Below are 23245 nucleotides of genomic sequence, written 5' to 3'. Positions count from 1 at the left end.
TTATTTCTTCCCTTTAGCTAAACGCTGCGCCACATTTTCAATATCCTGTGATGCAAAAGCAGAAAGTTTGATATAAGCCAGCTTCATGGCTAACACAGAGAGCACAGAATGCTCAAAAAGCTCGGTAATTGTCACCTCTATCCGCAGCCGGTGCTGAATCTCTGAAATCAGTCGAACCGCTAACAGCGAGTGTCCGCCTAATTCAAAGAAATCATCCTGACGCCCCACCCGTTCCACATTAAGTAACTGACTCCAAATTTCAGCCAGTGTCGTCTCCATGGCATTCTTCGGTGCTTCGTATTGCCGCACGACAAAAGCCGTCTCATCCGGCTCCGGCAATGCTTTGCGATCCACCTTACCGTTGGCCGTCAGCGGCATCTCTGCCAGCGCAACATAAGCCGCCGGTACCATGTAATCCGGTAGATTCGTCGCCAAACGCGACTTCAGTTCACTTGTCGTCAATGCTTCATCACCCGGTGTGAAGTAAGCGACCAGCCGTTTCGATGCAGCATCACCGCTGGCAATTACCACCGCTGACGCCACACCACATGACACCAACGCTGACTCAATCTCGCCCAGCTCAATCCGGAAGCCCCGGACCTTGACCTGAAAATCATTCCGCCCGACAAACTCGATTGTCCCGTCGGCTCGCAAATATCCAAGGTCACCCGTCCGGTACATCCGCGCATCCGGGCGTGATGAATACGGGTCTGGGATAAACCGCTCTGCGGTCAGCTCATCCTGATTGAGATAACCCAACGCCACACCGTCACCGCCGATATGCAGCTCTCCCACCACGCCTTGTGGCACCGGCTGGCCGTGTGTGTTGAGCAGATAGACTTGGGTATTCCCAATCGGACGACCCAGCGGAATGCTTACCGCGTCTTCATCAACTGACGTGATTGCATGAGTTAAGGCAAATGTGGTGGTTTCTGTCGGGCCGTAACCGTTGAGCAGATGTTGTGGCGCACTCTCCGCCAGCACCCGACGGATTACGGCCGGGTCAAGGGCATCGCCGCCCACCAGCAGATAACGCAAACTTGGCAACACTGCTTTTAACCCTTGCGCATACTGATTGAACAGCCCCACCGTCAGCCACAGAATACTGACCCGATGATGAATCAGCGCTTGGGCGAAAGACTGTACGTTGAGTAACGTCTCTTGCTCAATCACCACGACCGCCGCTCCATTGAGCAGCGGAGCCCACACTTCTAAGGTAGTGGCATCAAAGGCAGGGTTGGCCGCCAGCGCGACCCGGTCTGACGGTTGCACCGCCATATAACCGTTATTCAGCACCAGTCTGGCAATCGCCCGATGTGGCACAACGACACCTTTTGGCTGACCGGTCGAGCCTGAGGTGTACATCACATAAGCCGGCGCGTCACCGCTGACAGCGACCGACACGGATGCTGCACCATGTTCGTTCAGCAGTTCCTCCAGCAGTGAATCTGTCAGCGTCACGACGGTGAGTCGCGAGGTATCGAAAGTTGTTTCCGACCCAGTAATCTGCGTCTCAGTCACCAATACGCTGGCACCACAATCATCCAGAACATAACGCTGACGCTCGGCCGGGGCATTCGGGTCAAGCGGGACATACACCCCACCGGCTTTGAGAATCGCCAGCTCCGCGACCACTAACGCTGCTGAACGCGGCAAGCGTACCGCAACCCGCTGCCCGACAGTCACGCCAAGGGTTTGCAGCCGCTGTGCCAGCGCATTGGCGCGAGCTTCTAACGCGGCATAATGCCATTCACCGGTTTCAGTGATCACGGCAATCGCCTCAGGTGATGTGCTTGCCTGTTGACTGAACAGCGTATGCACTCCGCAATCGGACGGATAGGGGTTATAGGTCTGATTGACGTCGCGGAGCAGGTGTTGCTGCTCACTGTCGGTCAGCATCGGTAGTGCGCTCACCGGTAACTCAGGCTGGTGCACCATTGCTTCTAACAGCGTTGTCCAATAGTTGAGGTAGCGTTGTACGGTTTCCGGCTCAAACAATGCCGTGGCGTAGGTCAGATAACCACTGATCCCACCATCGTGTTCATGGACTTCAAGACTGAGATCAAACTGTGCCGTTGAGATTTCACTGTCCAGAGCTTCCAGTGTGAGATCCGGCAGTTGGATCTGATCCGTCGGTGTATTCTGCAACGCGAACATTACTTGGAAAATCGGGGCATGAGACAAGCTGCGCACCGGTGCGACCGTTTCAACCACTTGCTCGAACGGCATATCCTGATTGGCTTGAGCCGCCAGCGCGGTTTCTTTAACCTGAGCTAACAAAGCAGATGTGTTGATCGAATCTGTCAACTGAACCCGCATCGCCATACTATTGACAAACATGCCGATCAAATCTTCAACATCACGCTGGGTGCGTCCGGCTATCGGGGAACCGATCACGATATCATCCTGACCGGCGAGACGTCCCAGCGCCACCGACCATCCGGCCAGCAGTGTCATGTAGAGTGTACAACCGCTGTGTTGACTCAAATGGCGCAGTTGTTCGGTCAATTCGCGGCTGAGTGTAACCGGCAGACTGGCACCGCGGTAATCCTGATGTGCCGGACGCGGATAATCCGTCGGCAAGGTCAGGCAATCAGGAATATCACGTAACTGTTCTGTCCAATATTGTTGCTGATGTTGCAATACTTCGCCCTGTAGATGGGTCTGCTGCCATGCCGCATAATCGCCATACTGAATCGTCAGTGGCGGCAGCGGGTCAGCCTCGCCGTTACAGTGGGCGGTATAGAGCGTCGCCAGCTCACTGTTGAAGATCCCCATCGACCAACCATCGGTGATCATATGGTGCATCACAATCCGCAACCAGTGCTCATTATCAGCGACACGAATTAACTGCCCCTGAACCAGAGGCCCCTGCGAAAGATCAAACGTTGGTGACAGTGGTGCCAGCTCATCCATCACACCTTCACCGTCAAGGTAGGTCAACGGGAACCCGACACTCGGCTCACTCACCACCTGTAGTGGTTCATCATCAATCAAAGCAAAGTGCGTCCGTAATGTGGCATGGCGGGCGATAATCTGATCCAGTGCCCGTTGTAATGCATCGACATCTAATTTGCCTTGCAGCCGCACGCTTCTTGGTACGGTATAAGCGGCTGTGGCCTGTTCATCCATTTGTGACAAGAACCACAACCGTTTCTGCGCCAGTGACAATGGAATTGCTTCCCCTTCAGCCAACGGGGTAATTGCCGGTAATGTCGCGCCTTGCGCCTCATCGAGCAGGGCTACCACTTCATGTAAGGTTGAATGGGAGAACAGTGCTGCCAGTGATAATTCACGGCCTAACTGCTCACGTACCCGAGAGACCATCCGCACCGCCAGCAGAGAGTGACCGCCCAGCTCAAAGAAGTTATCGGCACGGCCGACTTGCTCGACACCCAATAGCTCAGACCAAATCGCCGCCAGTTTTTCCTCGGCATCCCCGACCGGTGCCTGATATTCATGCCGCACCACTGAACTGATATCCGGCTCAGGCAGCGCTTTACGGTTCACTTTACCGTTCGGTGTTAATGGCATTGCATCAATCAGTACATACACCGCCGGTACCATATGCGCCGGTAAACGCTCAGACAATTCAGCTTTCAGTGTCGCCACATCCGGTACCGCATCCTGATTCACCGCGGTGTAGTAACCGACGAGCTGTTTGTCGCCATTCTCACCAAAGGCACGCGCAATCACCACCGCATCCTGCACCCCGGTACAGCTTTGTAACGCCGAGCTGATTTCACCCAGCTCAATCCGGAAACCCCGGATTTTCACCTGGTCGTCATTACGACCCCGGTACTCAATCGTCCCGTCCGCTAACCAGCAACCCACATCACCGGTGCGGTACATCACCGGATAAGCTTCGTTGTATGGATTGGCAACAAACCGCTCTGCGGTCAGCTCATCGCGGTTCAGATAACCACGCGCCACCTGCACACCACCAATGTATAACTCGCCTTCAACCCCGACCGGTACCGGACGGCCGTCACTGTCGAGCACATACATCTGGGTATTCGCTACCGGATGACCAATTGACACCCGGTCACCCTCAAGCTGCCGCGGACAGTGCCATGCGGTGACATCCACCGCTGCTTCCGTCGGACCATACAGGTTATGTAATTCAATCTGTGGCAGTCGCGCATAGCTCTTACGAATCGCTTCTGCCGGAAGCGCTTCACCACTACAGAACACCAGTCGTAGTGATGGGCAATCATTGGGACTCACCACCTCAAGGAAGCTCTGCAACATCGGTGGCACAAAGTGCAAGATGGTCACCCCTTGATTGGTTATCAGCGATTTTAAGTAGTCCGGGTCTTTGTGTCCTTCCGGCTTGGCCATCAACAGAGTTGCCCCTGACCATAACGGACAGAAGAACTCCCATACCGAGACATCAAAACTGAACGGGGTTTTCTGCAACACCACATCATCACTGCCAAAGCCGTAGTCTTGTTGCATCCAGTACAGACGGTTGACCACGCCACGGTGCTCGTTCATCACCCCTTTGGGTAAGCCGGTTGAACCGGAGGTATAAATGATGTACGCCAGATGACGATTGGTCAGCTCCGCCACTTCCGGGTTGGTCTGCGGGCAATCAAGCCATGGCTGCACTACCGAGGCTAAGTCCACCAGTCGGGTGCTCTCGGGAATCTCACCCAACACATCAAGTAAAGAGCCTGTGGTCAACAAAGCTACCGGGGCACTATCAGACAACATATAGGTCAGCCGCTCAGTCGGATAACCCGGGTCAAGCGGCACATAGGCACCGCCCGCTTTAAGAATCGCCAGCAGCGAGACCACCAGCTCACAGCTGCGTTCCAGACACACTGCCACCCGGCTGTCAGGGCGCACGCCCTGTTCAATCAGCCAGTGCGCCAGTTGGTTGGCCCGGGCATTCAGCTCGGCATAACTGAGTGACTGGTCTTCAAATACCACGGCGGTCGCATCCGGATTACGTGCCACCTGCGACTCAATCAGAGTGTGCAGGCAGGTATCATCGGGGAATGTAGTCTCCGTCTGGTTAAACTGATTGAGCACAAGGTCTCGTTCGGTGTCAGAGAGGATACCGAGTTGGCTGATCGGCGCAGCAGGTTGCACCGACAGCTGGCTGACCAGCGTTTCCAGAGCAACCATGAGCATTGTCCCGACGCGCTCGCCACTGAAGCGTGAACTGACATGGATATCCAATGAAAATCCACCCGTCACAATGTCATTGACGGCCACCGTCAGCGGGTAGTTGGTATTCTCTGCCGCCACTTCAAGCGAACCGAGCTCAGTTTGCTCATCAACCGTGGTCTGGTTGCTTCCCCCTTGATAGCGGTAATTGAGCAATGAACTGAACAATGGCGTCTGATTGCTCACACCACTGCACTGTTGTGCCAAAGCGAGAGACGTATGCTCACGTTCGAGCAATTCAGCCAAACGCTGCTGAGTCTGCATCAGCGCAGATTCAACTGAAATGTCTGCGCCAAGGGAGATCCGCAGCGGTAAGGTATTGAGGAACATGCCGAGTACGCGGTCAGCCCCGTCACCACCGGCCATCCGACCAAATAAGACCGTGCCGAAGACCACGTCCTCTTGTCCGGTGGCTCGCTGGGCAACCACACCCCACGCCAGATGGAACAATGCCGCCGGACTGATACTGAGATGCCGGGACAGCTCACGGATCTCCTGAGCAATATGGTCTGCGACAGTCATATGTGTTGCAGCCACATCAGCGTTATCACCGCTGGCCTGCAACCCGAAGGGATCACAAGGCTCATCAATATCGCCAAGCAGTTCGCGGAAATAATCAAGATGCGCCTCTTGATTCACTTTCAACGTGGTCTGAGCCACAAAATTACGGAATGGTAACGGCCTTGGCAGTTCCGTCTCACGGCCGCTGAGATAGGCTTGTACCTCTTCGATCAGGAGTTCCAGCGTAGTGTGATCATTACACAAATGATGGAGCAGAAAACACAGCAGCCAGCGGTCTTGCGCCGGATCGGCCACTTGATAGGCTTCAATCATCGGCGCCCGCTGGATATCTATCCGCGTATGAGCCGGATCAAAATGACGGCATAAGCGTGTCACCATATCCTCGGTGTGAGCAACACCATCTTGACCATCTGCGTGACACAATTGGCTTGCCGGTAGGGTTTGCAGAACGATCGGAGCCTGACGCCAGACCACTTGCAACGGGGTTTCAATACCATCCCAAACCACCGCCGTACGCAGAATGTCATGTCGTTGCACCACATGCTGGAGCGCAGCGATGAACGTCTCAATATCTGCTTCATGTTTGAAACTTTGTACTACGCGCGTTACATAAGGGTCACCTTGTTGCTCTAACAGGTGATGGAACAAAATACCTTCTTGGAGCGGTGCCAGCGGATAAATATCCTGGATGTTGGCAGCACCGCCAGTCACCGTCTGACTGATCACATCAATCTCTTTCTGATCGAGTGTCACCAGCGGTAACATCTCCGGTGTGATGTGCTGACAATTGTCCGGGATCAGATTCGGCGGTATCTCACACTCAGATTTAGAGTCTCGGATTTGTAACGTTTCCGCCAGCTCTGCCAGTGTGACCCGGGAAAACAGATGACGGATCACGAGCTGATAACCGTGCTGCCGCAGTCGCTCAGCCATCCGCACTGCCAGCAGAGAGTGACCGCCCAGCTCAAAGAAGTTATCGGCACGGCCGACTTGCTCGACGCCCAATAACTCAGACCAAATCGCCGCCAGTTTTTCCTCGGCATCCCCGACCGGTGCCTGATATTCATGTCGCACCACTGAACTGATATCCGGCTCAGGCAGCGCTTTGCGGTTCACTTTACCGTTCGGTGTTAATGGCATCGCATCAATCAGTACATACACCGCCGGTACCATATGCGCCGGTAAACGCTCAGACAATTCAGCTTTCAGTGTCGCCACATCCGGTACCGCATCCTGATTCACCGCGGTGTAGTAACCGACGAGCTGTTTGTCGCCATTCTCACCAAAGGCACGCGCAATCACCACCGCATCCTGCACCCCGGTACAGCTTTGTAACGCCGAGCTGATTTCACCCAGCTCAATCCGGAAACCCCGGATTTTCACCTGGTCGTCATTACGACCCCGATACTCAATCGTCCCGTCCGCTAACCAGCAACCCACATCACCGGTGCGATACATCACCGGATAAGCTTCGTTGTATGGATTGGCAACAAAGCGCTCTGCGGTCAGCTCATCACGGTTCAGATAACCACGCGCCACCTGCACACCACCAATGTATAACTCTCCTTCAACCCCGACCGGAACCGGTCGGCCGTCACTGTCGAGCACATACATCTGGGTATTCGCTACCGGATGACCAATTGACACCCGGTCACCTTCCAGTTGTCGCGGACAGTGCCACGCAGTGACATCCACCGCCGCTTCCGTCGGGCCATACAGGTTATGTAATTCAATCTGTGGCAGTCGCGCATAGCTCTTACGAATCGCTTCTGCCGGCAGCGCTTCACCACTACAGAACACCAGCCGTAATGATGGGCAATCTCCAGGGCTCACCACCTCAAGGAAGCTCTGCAACATCGGCGGCACAAAGTGCAGGATAGTCACCCCTTGACGGGTTATCAGCGATTTTAAGTAGTCCGGGTCTTTATGTCCTTCCGGCTTGGCCATCAACAGAGTTGCACCCGACCATAACGGACAGAAGAACTCCCACACCGAGACATCAAAACTGAACGGGGTTTTCTGCAACACCACATCATCGGCACTAAAACCGTAGTCCTGTTGCATCCAGTACAGCCGGTTGACCACACCACGGTGCTCGTTCATCACCCCTTTGGGTAAGCCGGTTGAGCCGGAGGTGTAAATGATGTACGCCAGATGACGATTGGTCAGCTCCGCCATTTCCGGGTTGGTCTGTGGGCAATCAAGCCACGGCTGAACCGCCGAGGCTAAGTCCACCATTCGGGTACTCTCGGGAATCTCATCCAATACATCAAGTAAGGAGCCTGTGGTCAGCAAAGCTACCGGCGCACTGTCGGACAACATATAGGTCAGCCGCTCAGCCGGATAACCCGGGTCAAGCGGCACATAGGCACCGCCCGCTTTGAGAATCGCCAGCAGGGAGACCACCAGCTCACAGCTGCGTTCCAGACACACTGCCACCCGGCTGTCAGGACGCACGCCCTGCTCAATCAGCCAGTGCGCCAGTTGGTTGGCCCGGGCATTCAGCTCAGCGTAACTGAGCGACTGGTCTTCAAATATCACGGCGGTTGCATCCGGATTACGCGCCACCTGCCCCTCAATCAGGGTATGCAGGCAGGTATCATCGGGGAATTCGGTTTGCGTCTGGTTGAACTGATTGAGCACTAAGTCTTGCTCATCAGCCGGTAACAGATTTAACTGACGAATTGACGTATCAGACGGTGTCATCAATGCGTCGACTAATCCGCTTAACGCGGTCACTAGCATCGCTCCGACCCGCTCACCGCCGATACGCTGACTGACATGAATATCTAACGAGAATCCACCGTGAACAATGTCGTTGATCGCCACCGTGATCGGATAGTTGGTGTTTTCAGCGGCGAAAACAACCGACCCGAGCGCATTTGTCTCCTCGGTCTGCTGCGCACTGCCGCCCTGATAACGATAATTCAATAGCGAACTGAACAGTGACGTCTGATTGCTCACACCACTGCACTGTTGTGCAAGTGCTAATGAGGTATGTTCATGCTCCAATAGCTCCCCTAACCTTTGTTGGGTCTGATCCAGCGCTGATTCTGCCGATGCGTCGGCAAACGAAAGGCGCAGCGGCAGGGTATTGAGGAACATGCCGAGTACGCGGTCAGCCCCTTCACCACCGGCCATCCGACCGAACAGAACCGTGCCGAAAACCACGTCGTCCTGTCCTGTCGCCATGCGAACCACAAGTCCCCATGCCAAATGGAACAGTGCTGCCGGACTTAAACCTTTTTGGCGTGCCAGCAGGCGTAACTGCTCAGACAGATGCGGCTCAATGGCCACATGCACACCTTCGGCCAGCTCATCTTGTGTTTGCAGCCCAAAGGGCACACAAGGTTCATCAAGGTCACCCAGCAACGCTTGAAAATAACGTAAATGTTGCTCTCGGTCAGCGGGATTCAAGGTCGTTTTCGCGACAAAGTTACGGAACGGTAGCGGCTTAGGCAGCTGCGCTTCCCGTCCCACGATGTAGGACTGTACCTCTTCAACCAGCAATTCCAGCGTGGTGTGGTCATTACACAGATGATGGAACAGAAAGCACAACAACCAACGGTCTTGCGCCGGATCTGCAACTTGATAGATTTCAATCATCGGAGCCCGCTGAATATCCATTCGGGTGTGGGTCGGGTCAAAATGACGGCTCAACGCCTCGGCAACATCATCCGTCTGTCCAGCGTGATCCAATTGAGAAACGTGCAGAGTTTTCAGCACCACCGGTGCTTCACGCCACACGACTTGAACCGGTGTTTCGAGACCATCCCAAACGACGGCTGTGCGTAAAATGTCATGCCGTTGCACCACTTGCTGAAGCGCAGTGATAAATATCTCAATTTCAGTCTCACTGCTGAAACCTTGAATAAACCGGGTAATATACGGGTCGCCTTGTTCAGCCAATAAATGGTGGAATAAGATGCCTTCTTGTAGTGGTGCCAGCGGATAAATATCCTGAATATTGCCCGCACCGCCAGCCACAGTCTCACTGATCAGATCGATCTCTGACTGGTTCAGCGTCACCAACGGTAACATCTCCGGCGTAATGTGCTGACAATCCGCCGGAATGAGATTGGGCGGAATTTCATGCTGCTGAGCCGGGTTAAGCGCAACCAGTGTTTCAGCCAGCGCAGCCAGTGTCGGCCGGGCAAACAGATCCCGAATCACCATCTGATAGCCCCGCTGACGTAACCGCTCGATCATTTGCACCGCCAGTAACGACTGTCCGCCGAGTTCAAAGAAGTTATCATCCCGCCCTACGTGTTCTACACCGAGTAACGCAGACCAGATGTCAGCCAAGGTCGATTCAGCGATACCTTGCGGAGCGATGAATGCCTGACGGACAAAAGCACTTTCATCGGGCTCCGGCAGGGCTTTGCGGTCAACCTTACCATTGGCGTTGAGCGGCATTTTATCCAGAACTACATAAGCCTTCGGCACCATATAATCGGGCAAACGCTCAGCTAATCGCGCTTTCAGTTCGGCTGCCGTGACTTGCTGATCTTGTGTCGTAAAATAAGCGACAAGACGTTTCGAACCGGCATCCGAACCTTGGGCAAGCACAACCGCACTGTCAGCACCACTGGAGAGCAATGCCACTTCAATTTCACCCAATTCAATCCGGAATCCGCGAATTTTGACCTGAAAATCGTTCCGGCCGATAAATTCTACCGTGCCGTCCGGGTGTCTGTAACCTAAATCACCGGTTTTATACATCCGTGCATTTGGCTGCGGTGAGTATGGATCTGGAATAAAACGTTCAGCAGTCAACTCATCTTGATTGAGATACCCCAATGCGACCCCGTCACCACCGATATATAATTCACCGACCACGCCTTGTGGGACCGGTTGCCCCTGACTGTTCAGCAGATATATCTGAGTATTGCCAATCGGATAGCCAAGCGGAATGTTCACGGCATCCTCATCCACGGCGATCACTTCATGTGTTGCAGCAAAGGTGGTGGTTTCCGTCGGGCCATAGCAATGCACCACATGCTGTGGCGCACCCTCGGACAACACGCGTCGGATCACCATTGGATCAGGTGAATCCCCGCCAAATAGTAGATAGCGCAGTCCCGGTAACACCGTTTTCAAATCTTGTGCATACTGATTGAACAAGCCAATCGTCATCCACAACACGCTGACTTGGTGATTGATCAATGCCAGCTCAAGCGCCTGAACGTTCAGTAACGTCTCCTGATCAATGACCACCACCGTCGCGCCATTGAGCAACGGAGCCCACACTTCAAATGTGGTCGCATCAAAGGCAGGGTTGGCTGCAAATGAAAAACGGTCAGCGGTGCGCACCGTCATATAACCATTATTGATCACCAGCCGTGAAATCCCTCTGTGGGATACGACAACGCCTTTTGGCTGTCCCGTTGAGCCAGAGGTGTACATCACATAAGCCGGAGCCTCACCACTGACCGGCACCGACACCGGTTCATCACGCGTCGCAGTGATCAGCGCAGCATCCATCTCCAATACTTTCAGCGCCGGGTAGTCTGCTGCGACACCGGGTTCTGCAATCAAAATCGTCGCACCGCTATTGTCCAGTATATAGTCCAGTCGCTCTGTCGGTGCGGCCGGGTCAAGCGGCACATACACGGCCCCGACTTTGAGAATCGCCAGCTCAGCCTGAATCAAAGCCGCGGAGCGCGGCAGCAGAATGGCGACGCGCTGTCCCGGCTGAACGCCAAGTGTCTGCAGTCGGTAAGCGAATGCATTCGCCCGCGCCTCGAGCATGGCATAAGTCAGATCGCCATCATCGGTCACCACCGCTGTCGCATCGGGAGATGCATTAACCTGCTCTGTAAACAGCCTATGAACGCCCTTATCTGCGGGATAATCGTAACGGGTCTGGTTGTATTGATGAATGACCGTTTGGAATTCATCCTCACCGAGAATCGGTAACGCGGTGACCGGTAATTCAGGCTGTTCAACCATACCTTGCAGTAAACGGATCCAATAACCGAGATAACGCTCCACGGTCGCCTGTTTAAACAAGGCAGTCGCATAATTCAGATAGCCAGACAAGGTGTCATCAGCTTCACTCAGCAGCAGACTCAAATCAAACTTCGCGGTCTTAAACGGCTCTTCTTCGGGAGATAAGGAAATTCCGGGCAGGCTCAACGTTGAGTCCGGCAAGTTCTGAAGCGCAAAAATCACCTGAAACAGTGGGGTATAAGCCGGATCCCGGCTTGTCAGCGTCGCCTCAACCACCTGTTCAAACGGAATATCCTGATTCGACTGCGCTGCCAGTGCCATGTTTTTCACTTGTGCCAGTAACGCGGGCGTATCGGGCTGCTGGCTTAAATCTACCCGGAGCGCCTGCGTGTTGACGAACATCCCGATCAGACCTTCCAGCTCCGCGCGATTACGTCCGGCAATCGGAGCCCCGATCACCACATCATCCTGACTGGACAGCCTGCTCATCAACGTTGCCCAACTGGCAAACAACGTCATAAACAAGGTGGTATCATGACGCTGTCCCAATGCTTTCAATGCTGCGGTCAGCGCCGGATCTAACGTGAAATTCACACTGGCACCGGCATGATCTTGCACGGCAGGACGAGGAAAATCGGTTTTGAGCGCCAGACACTCCGGCGCATCTCTCAGTTGCTCAATCCAGTAGTCTCGTTGACGGGGAATGACCGATTCGGCAAAAGATTGTTGCCAGTGAGCATAATCGGCAAACTGAATCGGTAACGGTGGCAACGGATTGCTTTGCCCCTGACACAATGCGGCATACAGCATGCCGACTTCGCGGATAAACACACTCATCGACCAACCATCGGCGATGGCATGATGTAACGCGACACGCAGCACGAACTCATGTTCCTGAATATGAACCAGTTCAGCCCTGACCAACGGCCCGGTTGATAGATCAAAATGGGGGAGATAAGGTTCTGAGAGATCGATGCGATCAAGTTGATCGCACGGGATCTCATTGAGTAAAAATCGGGTATCCGCAGGCATGATCCGTTGTAAGGGCTGACCATCCCGGGTAATAAACACCGTTCTGAGTGACTCATGACGAGAAACCATCTGATCCAGTGTTGCTCGTAACATGGCAACATCAAGTTGCCCCTTCAGCCGGAATGAACCGTTGATAATATAGGCATCCGATGCACTCTGCTCCATTTCAGACAGGAACCAAATGCGTCGCTGTGCCAGTGCTAAAGGTTCCCCTTCCGGAGAACGGGGCACCGGCTCAATAGCTGCTGGCTTTTCTTTCTTTTTCCGCTTCAGGCCTCGTGCTTTTGCCAACTCAAATAATTTGACGACATCATCGCCAGATAAGTTATTCATTGATGCACCTAAATCATCATTTGTACTCATGGTGTATGTCTCCCATTATTCTGCTAAATCCATTAAATCGCTGACATCAAACTCAGCAAGACCGATGTAAGCCACACGTTGACTGAACGCGGCTAATGTGGGATGAGAGAAAAGCTCAACCAATGGCACTTCCAAATCCAGTTCATTGCGAATTCTTGAAATCAATTGGGCAGCCAGCAATGAATGCCCGCCCAGCTCAAAGAAACTATCCTGACGACCGACAGCTTCAACCTGAAGCAGCGCTTGCCAAATCTCGGCAACCATCTCTTCGAGTTCGCCCAATGGCGCTTCATATTCCCGGCGAACCAATGCTGTTTCATCCGGCTCCGGCAATGCTTTGCGATCCACCTTACCGTTGGCCGTCAGCGGCATCTCTGCCAGCGCAACATAAGCCGCCGGTACCATGTAATCCGGTAAATGCTTCGCCAAACGCGACTTCAGTTCACTTGCCGTCAAAGCCTCATCACCCGCTGTGAAGTAAGCCACCAGTCGTTTCGATGCAGCATCGCCGCTGGCAATCACCACCGCTGACGCCACACCACATGACACCAGCGCTGACTCAATCTCACCCAGCTCAATCCGGAAACCCCGGACCTTGACCTGAAAATCATTCCGCCCGACAAACTCGATTGTCCCGTCGGCTCGCAAATATCCAAGGTCACCCGTCCGGTACATCCGCGCATCCGGGCGTGATGAATACGGGTCTGGGATAAACCGCTCTGCGGTCAGCTCATCCTGATTGAGATAACCCAACGCCACACCGTCACCGCCGATATGCAGCTCTCCTACCACGCCTTGTGGCACCGGCTGGCCGTGTGTGTTGAGCAGATAGACTTGGGTATTCCCAATCGGACGACCCAGCGGAATACTTACCGCGTCTTCATCAACTGACGTGATTGCATGAGTTAAGGCAAATGTGGTGGTTTCTGTCGGGCCGTAACCATTGAGCAGATGTTGTGGCGCACTCTCCGCCAGCACCCGACGGATTACGGCCGGGTCAAGGGCATCGCCGCCCACCAGCAGATAACGCAGACTTGGCAACACTGCTTTTAACCCTTGCGCATACTGATTGAACAGCCCCACCGTCAGCCACAGAATACTGACCCGATGATGAATCAGCGCTTGGGCAAAAGACTGTACGTTGAGTAACGTCTCTTGCTCAATCACCACGACAGCAGCACCATTGAGCAGCGGAGCCCATACTTCTAAGGTAGTGGCATCAAAGGCAGGGTTGGCCGCCAGCGCGACCCGGTCTGACGGTTGCACCGCCATATAACCGTTATTCAGCACCAGTCTGGCAATCGCCCGATGTGGCACGACGACACCTTTTGGCTGACCGGTCGAGCCCGAGGTGTACATCACATAGGCCGGCGCATCACCGCTGACAGCAACCGCGATCGGTTCATCACGGGTCTCATTAAGCAGTGACGGTGTCAGCTCTAAGATCTGCTGAGACGGGTAATCATCCGCGGTACCGGGCTCTGCAAGCATGAGCGTTGCACCACTGTCGCAGAGCACATAGTCGAGCCGCTCCGCTGGTGCTGCGGGATCAAGCGGGACATACACCGCACCGACTTTGAGAATCGCCAGCTCCGCCACCACTAACGCCGCTGATCGCGGCAAGCGCACCGCAACCCGCTGCCCGACAGTCACACCAAGGGTTTGCAGCCGCTGTGCCAGCGCATTGGCGCGTGCTTCTAACGCGGCATAATGCCATTCGCCGGTTTCAGTGATAACGGCAATCGCATCCGGTGATGTGCTTGCCTGTTGGCTGAACAGCGTATGTACCCCGCAATCGGACGGATAAGGGTTATGGGTCTGATTGATATGGTGGAGCAGGTGTTGCTGCTCACTGTCGGTCAGCATCGGCAGTGCGTTCACCGGTAACTCAGGCTGGCGCACCATTGCTTCTAACAAGGTAATCCAGTAGCTGAGGTAGCGTTGTACGGTTTCAGGCTCAAATAGTGCTGCCGCATAATTCAGCGCTCCTTCAATGCGATCGGCGGACTCATGAACGATCAAACTCAGATCAAACTGGGCACTATTGGATTCTTCCGCTAACAACGACAGATGCATACCATCGAGCTCAATCTGTTCTTCCGGTAAGTTTTGTAGTGCAAACAACACCTGAAAGATTGGACTATGCGCAAGACTCCGTGCGGGCGTAACGGCCTCAACGACCTGCTCAAACGGGATATCCTGATGTGCCTGCGCCTGTAGCGATGTCGTTTTGATCTGATTCAGCAATGTCACGCTATCCGGCTGCTCACTTAGGTTGATCCGTAATGCTTGCGTGTTGACAAACATACCGATCAAGTCTTCCAGTTCAGTTTGCGTTCGACCGGCAACCGGTGAACCGATCACAATATCTTCCTGACCGGAGAGCCGACTCATGATCACCGACCATCCGGCCAGCAGGGTCATGTAAAGCGTACAGCGGTGCTGCTGACTGAATTCACGTAAAGATGCCGTGAGCGACGATGATAAACTGACCGGAATTGCAGCCCCGGTATAATTCTGTGTCGCCGGACGAGGTCGATCTGTCGGTAAAGTCAGACAGTCGGGAATATCACGCAGTTGTTCCGTCCAATACTGCTGCTGACGTTGTAGTACTTCACCCTGTAGATGGGTCTGCTGCCATGCAGCATAATCACCATACTGGATACGCAAGGGAGGTAATGGATCCGCCAGTCCCTGACAGAATGCACGATATAAAGCCGAGAGTTCGCGGGTCAGCACGCCAATCGACCAGCCATCCGCAATCATGTGGTGCATGGCTATCCGTAACCAATGCTCGTTTTCATGAATCCGGATCAGTTGCCCTTGAATTAATGAGCCTCGGGTTAACTCAAACTGGGGCTGGAACGGTGATAATTCATCGATCAAAGCCTCACCATCCAACCAATGGATCGGGAACTCATGGCGGACTTTGCTGACTATCTGCACAGGAACACCATCAAGATCCGCAAAGTGTGTCCGCAACGGTGCATGACGGGCAACAATCTGATTCAGCGCCCGCTGTAACGCATCAATGTTTAACGCCCCTTCCAAACGTAGCCCACCGGAAATTACGTACGCTGAAGCGGAATCCGGATCCATTTGCGACAAGAACCACAACCGTTTCTGTGCCAGTGATAATGGAATCGCTTCCCCTTCAGCCAACGGTGTAATTGCCGGTAATGTCGCGCCTTGCGCCTCATCAAGCAGGGCTGCCACTTCATGTAAGGTTGAATGGGAAAACAGTGTTGCCAGTGATAACTCCCGACCCAACTGTTCACGTACCCGAGAGACCATCCGCACTGCCAGCAGGGAGTGACCGCCCAGCTCAAAGAAATCGTCCGCCCGACCGACTTGCTCAACACCCAATAACTCAGACCAAATCGCCGCCAGTCTGGTTTCCATATCTCCCTGCGGTGCTTCATACGTGCGGCGCGGCAGCGACGAAGCATCAACTTCAGGTAATGCTTTGCGGTCTACCTTACCATTCGGGGTCAGCGGGAAGGCATCCAGCGCTATGTAAATTCCCGGTACCATGTAATCCGGCAGACGTCGCCGTAATTCGGCTTTTAAACCATCCTCGAAATCCTCTCCCGATTGTGTCCCTGCTTCAGCAACATAGTAACCCACCAGACGGGGCTCACCGTCCGCCATCTCCGGCGCGGCAACCACCGCATCCGCTATCCCGTCATATCCCTGCATCAGAGACTCGATTTCTCCCAGCTCAATCCGGAATCCCCGGATTTTGACCTGAAAATCACTCCGGCCTAAGCAGGTAATCCGGCCTTCACTGTCCCAGCGACCCAAGTCACCGGTTTGGTACATCAGCTCGTCAGATTCAGTCACAAACGGGTCAGGGATAAAACGCTCAGCAGTTAAGTCATCACGGTTAAGATACCCAGCCGTTACCCCTGCACCCGCAATATAAATCTCTCCACTGACTCCGACCGGCACCGGCTGGTGCGACGCATCCAAAATATAAATCCGCGTGTTGCCTATCGGCTGACCAATCAATACCCCCTCATCCGTTAAACTCAACGGATGTGTCGCAGACCAGACGGTGGTCTCTGTCGGGCCATACATATTCCATAACCGACCGACGCGAGTGAGAATCTCATCCGCCAAAACTTTCGAGAATGATTCACCGCCAATCAGACCGCTTAACCGCGGTGAGCCCTGCCAGTCCGCTGCCAATAACAGCTTCCACGTTGCCGGCGTCGCCTGAAACAGCGTGATATCCTGACTATCAAGATAAGCGGCTAATGCTTCCCCATCCCGTGACAGCGCTTTGTCCGCCAGGTGCAATGCCGCACCGTTTAACAGCGGCAGGTAGATTTCCAGCACATGAATATCAAATGAAATCGTGGTCACCGCCAGTAAGCGGTCATCCCCGCTGACCTGATGCTGATGCTGCTGACTGGTCAGGAAGTTGACCACCGAGCGATGCGGCACCATTACCCCTTTCGGTTGTCCGGTTGAGCCGGAGGTATAAATTACATACGCCAGATGCTCGCTGCTCAGTGCCGGAACCACCGGGTTATCTGTCGGCTCATCCGCCCATGATTCACGATTGAGTGTCAAAACCTGTAGCTGCGACGCCTGCGCACCGAATGTCGCGGCAATATCAACCGTCCCGTCGGTAATCAGCACCACCGGGCGACTGTCGGCCACCATGTATTGCAGCCGCTCGGACGGGAACAGCGGGTCTAGCGGTACGTAGGCACCACCGGCTTTGAGCGTTGCCAGTAAGGTGGTGACCATCGCGCAGTTGCGTTCGACCATCACCGCAACATAGCTGCCCGGCGTCACGCCGAGTGCAATCAGGCGATGGGCTAGCTGATTGGCCTGGGTATTCAGCGCGGCATAACTTAAGGAGTCATCGCCCGAGACTACAGCTGGTGCATCAGGGGTCTGCACGGCTTGTTTTTCGAATAACTGGTGAAGGCATGCGTGCCCGGGATATGGCATTGCGGTCTGATTAAACTGGTTGAGCACTAAATCACGTTCACCCGCAGGTAACAGTTTCAACCGGCTCACCGATACATCAGGCTGAGTCATCAGCGTGCTCACTAACGCATTCAGTACTGTCACGATCATCGCACCGACCCGCTCGCCCCCAATACGCTGACTGACATGAATATCTAACGAGAAGCCACCCGTCACAATGTCATTGACGGCCACCGTCAGCGGGTAGTTGGTATTCTCTGCCGCCATCTCAAGGGTGCCAAGTGTCCCTTGGTCTGCAGGGGTCGTTTGAGCACTTCCCCCTTCATAGCGATAGTTGAGCAGTGAACTGAATAGCGGGCTGTGATTACTCACACCGCTGCACTGCTGTGCCAAGGCGAGAGATGTGTGTTCATGTTCAAGTAATTCAGCCAAACGCTGCTGAGTCTGTCTCAGTGCGGATTCAACTGAAGTATCTGCACCAAGGGAGATTCGCAGCGGCAAGGTATTGAGGAACATCCCTAACACCCGATCGGCCCCGTCACCACCGGCCATCCGGCCAAACAGAACTGTGCCGAAGACCACATCCTCTTGCCCGGTGGCTCGCTGGGCAACCACACCCCACGCCAGATGGAACAATGCCGCCGGGCTGATGCTGAAACGCCGGGACAGCTCACGGATTGTCTGCGCGACATCATCTGCAATTGCTACATGCGTGGCTTCAACATGGGTATCATCACCAATGGCTTGCAACCCGAAGGGATCACAAGGCTCATCAATCTCACCAAGCAACTCGCGGAAATAATCAAGATGCGCCTCTTGATTGGCTTTTTGCGTGGTCTGAGCAACAAAGTTGCGGAATGGTAACGGCCTTGGCAGTTCTGCCTCACGGCCGCTGATATAGGCTTGTACTTCTTCGATCAGGAGTTCCAGCGTGGTGTGATCATTACACAAATGATGGAGCAGAAAACACAGCAGCCAACGGTCTTGCGCCGGATCGGCCACTTGATAGGCTTCAATCATCGGCGCCCGCTGAATATCCATTCGGGTATCAGCCGGGTCAAAGTATTGGCACAACCGAGTGGCAACATCATCACTCTTGTCGCCATTATCCAGCTGCTCCGTCCGTAGCGTTTGCAGTACAACCGGAGCCTGACGCCAAACCACCTGAACAGGCGTCTCCAGACCATCCCAAACCACTGCCGTACGCAGAATGTCATGTCGTTGCACCACATGCTGGAGCGCAGCGATGAACGTCTCAATATCCGTTTCATGTCTGAAACTTTGCACCACGCGTGTCACATAAGGGTCACCTTGTTGCTCTAACAGGTGATGGAACAGAATACCTTCCTGGAGCGGTGCCAGCGGATAAATATCCTGGATATTGGCAGCACCGCCAGTCACCGTCTGACTGATCACATCAATCTCTTTCTGATCGAGTGTCACCAGCGGTAACATCTCCGGTGTGATGTGCTGACAATTGTCCGGGATCAGATTCGGCGGTATCTCGATTTCGCTGCTGGCATCTTGTTGTTCCAAAGTCTCTGCCAGCTCTGCCAGTGTGATCCGGGAAAACAGATGACGGATCACGAGCTGATAACCGTGCTGCCGCAGTCGCTCAGCCATCCGCACCGCCAGCAGAGAGTGACCGCCCAGCTCAAAGAAGTTGTCTGACCGGCCGACCTGTTCAACACCCAATAACTCAGACCAAATCGCCGCCAGTTTTTCCTCGGCATTCCCGACCGGTGCCTGATATTCATGCCGCACCACTGAACTGATATCCGGCTCAGGCAGCGCTTTACGGTTCACTTTACCGTTCGGTGTTAATGGCATTGCATCAATCAGTACATACACCGCCGGTACCATATGCGCCGGTAAACGCTCAGACAATTCAGCTTTCAGTGTTGCCACATCCGGTACCGTATCCTGATTCACCGCGGTGTAGTAACCCACGAGCTGTTTGTCGCCATTCTCACCAAAGGCACGCGCAATCACCACCGCATCCTGCACCCCGGTGCAGCTTTGTAACGCCGAGCTGATTTCACCCAGCTCGATGCGGAAACCTCGGATTTTCACCTGGTCGTCATTACGACCCCGGTACTCAATCGTCCCGTCCGCTAACCAGCAACCCACATCACCGGTGCGGTACATCACCGGATAAGCTTCGTTGTATGGATTGGCAACAAACCGCTCTGCGGTCAGCTCATCGCGGTTCAGATAACCACGCGCCACCTGCACACCACCAATGTATAACTCGCCTTCAACCCCGACCGGTACCGGACGGCCGTCACTGTCGAGCACATACATCTGAGTATTCGCCACCGGATGACCAATTGACACCCGGTCACCTTCCAGTTGCCGCGGACAGTGCCACGCGGTGACATCCACCGCCGCTTCCGTCGGGCCATACAGATTATGTAATTCAATCTGTGGCAGACGGGCATAGCTCTTACGAATCGCTTCTGCCGGCAGCGCTTCACCGCTACAGAACACCAGCCGTAATGATGGGCAATCTCCAGGACTTACCACCTCAAGGAAGCTCTGCAACATTGGTGGCACAAAGTGCAGGATAGTCACCCCTTGACGGGTTATCAGCGATTTTAAGTAGTCCGGGTCTTTGTGTCCTTCCGGCTTGGCCATCAACAGAGTTGCACCCGACCATAACGGACAGAAGAACTCCCACACCGAGACATCAAAACTGAACGGGGTTTTCTGCAACACTACATCATCACTGCCAAAACCGTAGTCCTGTTGCATCCAGTACAGCCGGTTGACCACGCCACGGTGCTCGTTCATCACCCCTTTGGGTAAGCCGGTTGAACCGGAGGTGTAAATGATGTACGCCAGATGACGATTGGCCAGCTCCGCCACTTCAGGGTTGGTCTGCGGGCAATCAAGCCATGGCTGCACCGCTGAGGCTAAGTCCACCAGACGTGTACTGGCAGGGATTTCACCCAACACGTCGCGCAATGCCCCCGTGGTCAGCAAAGCTACCGGTGCACTGTCGGACAACATATAGGTCAGCCGCTCAACCGGATACCCCGGGTCAAGCGGCACATAGGCACCGCCCGCTTTGAGAATCGCCAGCAGGGAAACCACCAGCTCACAGCTGCGTTCCAGACACACTGCCACCCGGCTGTCAGGACGCACGCCCTGCTCAATCAGCCAGTGCGCCAGTTGGTTGGCCCGGGCATTCAGCTCGGCGTAACTGAGTGACTGGTCTTCAAATACCACGGCGGTTGCATCAGGATTACGCGCCACCTGCGCCTCAATCAGGGTGTGCAGGCAGGTATCATCGGGGAATGCAGTTTGTGTCTGGTTAAACTGATTGAGCACCAAGTCACGTTCATCATCTGCGAGGATATTCAGGGAGCTGACCGCTTGTGTCGGTGCCGCTACCATCTGCTGCAACAACGCTTGCCAGTAGCCGAGATAACGTTCCACTGTGGCGGCATCAAATAGTGCCGTTGCATAATGCAGGGTAGCCTCAAGCTGATCATCTGACGGATAGACAAAGAGATTTAAATCAAACTGTACCGTTGAAACTTCAGCTTCAACCGCTGAGATGGACAGCCCCGGTAACGTCAGCTCACCATCCGGAACATTTTGTAAAGCAAACATCACCTGAAAAACCGGTGAGTGAGATAAGCTGCGTGTCGGTGCAACCGCTTCTACGACCTGTTCAAACGGAATTTCCTGATGCGCCTGAGCAGCCAGAGCTGTCGCTTTCACCTGCGTCAACAGCTCAATCGTGTTCGGGTTATCAGACAGATCGACCCGCATTGCCTGCGTATTCACGAACATCCCGATCAATTGTTCTAATTCAGTTCGGGTCCGGCCTGCTATCGGAGAACCGATCACCACATCATCCTGACTGGCAAGACGCCCCATCAAGGCAGACCAACTGGCGAGTAACGTCATGTAAAGCGTACAACCCTGTGCCCGGCTTAAGCTTTGCAGTGCTGTGGTTAATGCTTTATCCAGCACGAGTTTTATTTCGGCACCATCAAAGGACTGTTTGGCAGGACGAGCACGATCAGTCGGTAACGTCAGACATTCCGGAATCCCGTGTAACTGCTCAACCCAATAGTCACTTTGCTGTTGCAGCAGATCATCTTGTATGTATTGCTGTTGCCACGCTGCAAAATCACCGTACTGAATCGACAATGGTGACAGCGGACTCGGGGTATCCTCAATAAGAGCTCGATAAAGTTGACTGACTTCTCTCATCAACAGATTGATCGACCAGCCATCGGTAATCATGTGATGCATCGCCAGACGCAAAATATGTGTCTGAGCATCAATCGCTATCAGTTGTCCCTGAAATAGTGGCCCGGTAGCAAGATCCATATTTGTTGCAAATGATGCCATGGCTTGAACATCATCTGCGGCGATCTGAGTGAGCATCATCCGCTGCCCTTCCGGCAAAACGTGCTGTACCGGCTCACCATCGCGAATATCGATACAAGTGCGTAAGATGTGATGACGCGAGATCAAATGATCAAACGCTTGTTGCAAAGCCGCAACATTCAGTTGTCCGCGCAAAGTGAAACGCCCGACCATCACGTAAGCGGTTGTTGCCACATCATCAATTTGAGATAAAAGCCATAGCCGCCGCTGAGCAAGAGACAGCGGTGGGGCCACATCGGTGGCTAATGGTTCAATGGCCGATTTCACGGGTGTCGGCGAAGCTTCAGCAAGCTCGCCGGCCAATGCAGAGAGGGTCGGCTGGCCAAATACAGCCGCTAATGTCAGCTCAACCTCAAATTGTTGACGAATGCGAGAAATCAGCTGCATCGCAACCAGCGAATAACCGCCCAGTGCGAAGAAATCGTCATAACGACCGACTTGCTCAACACCCAATAACTCAGACCAAATCACCGCCAGTCTGGTTTCCATATCTCCCTGCGGTGCTTCATACGTGCGGCGCGGCAGCGACGAAGCATCAACTTCAGGTAATGCTTTGCGGTCTACCTTACCATTCGGGGTCAGCGGGAAGGCATCCAGCGCCATGTAAATCCCCGGCACCATGTAATCCGGCAGACGTCGCCGTAATTCGGCTTTTAAACCATCCTCGAAATCCTCTCCCGATTGTGTCCCTGCTTCAGCAACATAGTAACCCACCAGACGGGGCTCACCGTCCGCCATCTCCGGCGCGGCAACCACCGCATCCGCTATCCCGTCATATCCCTGCATCAGAGACTCGATTTCTCCCAGCTCAATCCGGAATCCCCGGATTTTGACCTGAAAATCACTCCGG

The 23245-nt window shown here is 54.1% G+C and carries 2 protein-coding genes; both read right to left on the bottom strand.

Annotated elements, in window-relative coordinates; translation table 11 throughout:
* Positions 1–13044: a non-ribosomal peptide synthetase gene (locus VR7878_RS20410; protein ID WP_077337782.1), complete on the bottom strand. Its 13044-nt coding sequence runs from the start codon at positions 13042–13044 to the stop codon at positions 1–3.
* A gap of 15 nt (positions 13045–13059) precedes the next feature.
* Positions 13060–23245: non-ribosomal peptide synthetase (locus VR7878_RS20405; protein WP_139344187.1), on the bottom strand; the 10186-nt coding region annotated here is incomplete at its 5' end.

The sequence above is a fragment of the Vibrio ruber DSM 16370 genome (assembly GCF_900163965.1).
Classification (GTDB): domain Bacteria; phylum Pseudomonadota; class Gammaproteobacteria; order Enterobacterales; family Vibrionaceae; genus Vibrio; species Vibrio ruber.
The sequence above is the reverse complement of the archived record's forward strand: the minus strand, read 5'-3'. Positions and strand labels throughout refer to the sequence as shown.